Origin of the sequence: Paraburkholderia fungorum (assembly GCF_046027605.1) — a bacterium.
In the GTDB taxonomy this organism is placed as follows: domain Bacteria; phylum Pseudomonadota; class Gammaproteobacteria; order Burkholderiales; family Burkholderiaceae; genus Paraburkholderia; species Paraburkholderia fungorum_F.
In genome coordinates, this window is sequence record NZ_JAQQEF010000065.1 from 1 (window position 1) to 4,410 (window position 4,410).

General features: G+C 60.3%; 3 protein-coding genes. 1 reads left to right on the forward strand and 2 read right to left on the reverse strand.

Features of this window, described 5'->3' with window-relative positions; genetic code table 11:
• Positions 1-144 precede the first annotated feature (144 nt).
• On the forward strand, positions 145-372 hold the full coding sequence (locus PQR53_RS38635) for a sulfurtransferase TusA family protein (RefSeq protein WP_027776570.1): 228 nt from the start codon (positions 145-147) through the stop codon (positions 370-372).
• A 117-nt stretch (positions 373-489) separates the two neighbouring features.
• Here the strand turns inward: PQR53_RS38635 and galU are convergent, their stop codons facing one another.
• Together galU and PQR53_RS38645 are read right to left on the reverse strand one after the other, a co-directional pair.
• Complete coding sequence (gene galU / locus PQR53_RS38640; RefSeq protein WP_408465833.1) at positions 490-1,371, reverse strand: UTP--glucose-1-phosphate uridylyltransferase GalU; 882 nt, start codon at positions 1,369-1,371, stop codon at positions 490-492.
• 70 nt (positions 1,372-1,441) lie between these two features.
• On the reverse strand, positions 1,442-4,321 hold the full coding sequence (locus PQR53_RS38645) for a valine--tRNA ligase (protein ID WP_408465835.1): 2,880 nt from the start codon (positions 4,319-4,321) through the stop codon (positions 1,442-1,444).
• Positions 4,322-4,410: the final 89 nt, after the last annotated feature.

The window sequence follows — 4,410 nt, forward strand, 5'->3', positions numbered from 1 at the left end:
CAGATCAAGAAAAAGCCCAAACCCAGATAGAGAAAACCCAAAACCATCCGCCCCCCGGCGGCTCCCCCCCGCCTGCTGTAGAATTTGACCTCTCCCCGGCGTCGCGCAAACGACGCCCCATCCCGAAGGTCATCGTCGATGCAAATTCAGATTCACAAGGAAGTCGATGCGCGCGGGCTGATGTGCCCGCTGCCCATTTTGCGCGCCAAAAAGGCGCTCGCCGACATGGAAAGCGGCCAGATTCTCAAGGTACTGGCTACCGATCCGGGCTCCCAGCGCGATTTCGCCGCGTTTGCAAAACAAACCGGCAATGAAATCGTCGAAAGCTCGGCCCACGACAAAGTTTTCACGTTTTTGATGAAGCGCCGCTAAGCCAGGACGCCCCAAAACAAAAGGCGCCATACCCGCATTCGCAGGCACAGCGCCTTTCTTACGTTCGGCCGTTGCTATCGAAAAACTATCGAAAGCCTTGCAGCGCGAAGCTGCCGTTCAGCCTTCCAGCACCGGCGAACGGGTCCGCAAATACTCTTCGAAATCGGCTGCCACTTCCGGGTGACGCAGCGCGAACTCAACCGTCGCCTTCAGATAACCCAGCTTGCTGCCGCAATCGAAACGCGTGCCGTGATACTTGTACGCCAGTACCTGTTCATCGGCGAGCAACGATTGAATCGCGTCCGTCAGCTGCAATTCGCCGCCCGCGCCCGGCTTGATCGAGCGGATGTGATCGAAAATCCGCGGCTTCAGCACATAGCGGCCAACCACGCCAAGGTTCGACGGCGCCGCACTCGGCTCCGGCTTTTCGACGATGCCCGACATCTTGATGATCGAGTCTTCCCACTCCTTGCCGTCCACAATCCCGTACGACTTGGTTTCCTTCGCCGGGATCTCCTCAACGCCAATCACCGAGCTGTGATAGTGGTCGAACACCTCGATCATCTGCGTCATGACAGGCGGCGTGCCGTACAGCAGGTCGTCCGCGAGAATCACGGCGAAGGGGTTGTCGCCCACCAGCTTTTCCGCGCACAGCACGGCGTGGCCAAGGCCGAGCGCTTCCGGTTGACGCACATAGAAGCAGTCCACGTGGCTCGGCTTGATGCTGCGCACCAGTTCGAGCAGCTTGTCCTTGCCACGCGCCTCGAGCTCAGCCTCGATTTCGTATGACTTGTCGAAATGGTCCTCGATCGCGCGCTTGCTGCGGCCCGTGACGAAGATCATTTCGGTGATGCCGGCCGCCATCGCCTCTTCCACCGCATATTGAATCAGCGGCTTGTCGACGATCGGCAGCATTTCCTTCGGACTCGCCTTGGTGGCGGGGAGAAACCGGGTGCCCAGACCTGCTACCGGAAATACCGCTTTTGTAACTTTTAGCATGTGATTACCCTGAATCCTCTGGTTTAGCCTGTTCCGTGTCCGCCTTCAAGAGGTGGGCACGGAGCGTCGATCAGGCCGGCAAACGAGCCAATTGGGCCTTCAGCTTGCCGATAGTGATTTCGAATTCTGCCAGCCTTTTCTGCTCCTGCTCAACGACTGCCGGCGGCGCCTTTGCAACAAAGCTTTCATTCTGCAATTTGGCATTGCACTTGCTGACTTCCGTGCTAAGCCGCGCAATCTCCTTCGACAGACGCTCGCGCTCCACCGCTACGTCGATTTCCACCTTCAGCACAAGCTTGTCATTCCCAACGATAGCAATTGGCGCGCCATCTGCCTGCGCATCCAGCGTTGCCTCGTCGGCAATGATCTGCACCTCCGACAAACGGGCCAATGCCTGAGCGTACGGAGCGAACGTACGCAAGCGCTCCGCGTTGCCGGCAGCGAGCAACGGCACCTTGACCGCCGGCGACAGATTCATTTCGCCGCGCAGATTCCGGCACGCGTCGATCATGGCTTTCAGATCCGCCGCCCATTGCTCCGCGTCTTCGTCGATCTTCGACGGCTCCGCGACAGGGTAAGGCTGCACCATGATGGACGCTTCACCCTCCGCTTTGCCTTCGGGATAGCGGCCCGCCAACGGTGCAACTTTTTGCCACAGCGCTTCGGTAATGAAAGGAATCACCGGATGCGCGAGGCGCAACACTGTCTCGAGTACCCGCAGCAGCGTGCGGCGCGTTGCGCGCTGCTGGTTCGGCTGACCCGTCTGGATCTGAACCTTGGCGAGTTCGAGATACCAGTCACAGTATTCGTCCCATACGAACTTGTATAGGGCGTTGGCCACATTGTCAAAACGATAGTCGGCAAAACCCTTGGCGACTTCCGCTTCGACACGCTGCAGGCGCGAGACGATCCAGCGGTCGGCCGCGGAGAAATTCAGGTGGCCGTCCGGGCCGCATTCACCGCATTGCTCCGGCTTGCCGAAACCGCAATCATGGCCTTCGCAGTTCATCAGCACGAAACGGGTGGCATTCCACAGCTTGTTGCAGAAGTTGCGATAGCCTTCGCAGCGCGCGAGATCAAAGTTGACATTGCGGCCGAGCGTGGCCATCGACGCCATCGTGAAGCGCAATGCGTCGGTGCCGAATGCTGGAATGCCGTCCGGGAACTCCTTGCGGGTTTTCTTTTCGATCGACGCAGCCTGCTTCGGATTCATCAGACCGGTGGTGCGCTTGGCGACCAGCGCGTCGAGGTCGATGCCGTCGACGATATCGATCGGGTCGAGCGTATTGCCCTTGCTCTTCGACATCTTCTGGCCTTCGGCGTCGCGCACGAGACCGTGCACGTAGACCGTGTCGAACGGCACCTTGCCGGTGAAGTGCGTGGTCATCATGACCATGCGCGCGACCCAGAAGAAGATGATGTCGAAACCGGTAACCAGCACCGACGACGGCATGAAGTGCTTCAACTCCGGCGTCTCGGCCGGCCAGCCGAGCGACGAAAACGGCACTAGCGCAGAGGAGAACCACGTGTCGAGCACGTCTTCGTCGCGCTTGAGCGGGCCCGTGTATCCGGCCTCGGCGGCTTTCTCGCGCGCGCCTTCTTCGGTCTTGGCGACGAAGATTTCACCGTTCTCGCCGTACCATGCCGGGATCTGATGGCCCCACCAGAGTTGGCGCGAGATACACCAGTCCTGGATGTTTTCGAGCCACTGGTAGTACGTGGTGGACCAGTTTTCCGGCACGAACCTGATTTCGCCGCTGCGAACCACGTCGAGAGCGGTTTCCGCGATCGATTTGCCCGGATTGAAAGTGCCTTCCGGCGCCGGCTTGCTCATCGCGACGAACCATTGGTCCGTGAGCATCGGCTCGATCACCACGCCCGTGCGGTCGCCGCGCGGCACCATCAGCTTGTGCGGCTTGACCGATTCGAGCGCGCCGAGCGCTTCGAGGTCGGCCACAACCTGCTTGCGGGCTTCGAAACGGTCCAGGCCGCGGTATTTTTCCGGTGCGTTGTCGTTGATCTTCGCGTCGAGCGTGAGGATTTCGATCATTGGCAGCTTGTGGCGCAAGCTGACCTGATAGTCGTTGAAATCGTGCGCGGGCGTGACCTTGACCACGCCGGTGCCGAATTCGCGGTCGACGTAGTCGTCGGCGATGATCGGGACTTCGCGGCCGGAGAGCGGCAGCGTGACTGTTTTGCCGATCAGGTGCGCATAGCGCTCGTCCTCCGGATGGACCATCACGGCGGTATCGCCGAGCATGGTTTCCGGGCGCGTGGTGGCGACCGTCAGATGGCCCGAGCCATCAGTGAGCGGGTACTGGATGTGCCAGAGGTGGCCGTTTTCTTCTTCGCTGACCACTTCGAGATCGGAGACGGCGGTGAGCAGGACCGGGTCCCAGTTGACGAGGCGCTTGCCGCGATAGATCAGGCCTTGTTCATACAGGCGTACGAAGACGTCGCGCACGGCGGCCGACATTTTGTCGTCCATCGTGAAGTATTCGCGCGACCAGTCGATCGACGCGCCCAGGCGGCGCACCTGATTCGTGATGGTGGAGCCGGATTCCTGCTTCCATTCCCAGACGCGTTCGGTGAATTTTTCGCGGCCGAGGTCGTGACGGGAGACGCCTTTCGCGTCCAGTTGCCGTTCGACGACGATTTGTGTGGCGATGCCCGCGTGGTCCGTGCCCGGCACCCAGAGGGTGTTTTCACCGAGCATGCGGTGATAGCGGGTGAGGCCGTCCATGATCGTCTGGTTGAAGGCATGGCCCATGTGCAGGGTGCCTGTGACGTTCGGCGGCGGCAACTGGATCGAGAAGTCTTTCTTATTCTCGTCGAAGGAGGGCGCCGCGTAGGCGCGTTTTTCCCATTCGGGGCCCCAATGGGCTTCGATGGTGTGGGGCTCGAAGCTTTTGGCAAGCGTGGAGGTCGGGTCGCTCGGGGTCTCGCTCATTTCGTCGGTCTGCTGGTGGATGCAAAGAATGCTCGATTATAAGCGGCGCTGCGCGCGGTGGGCTTGAGGGGCGGTTCTGGGTTGGATTT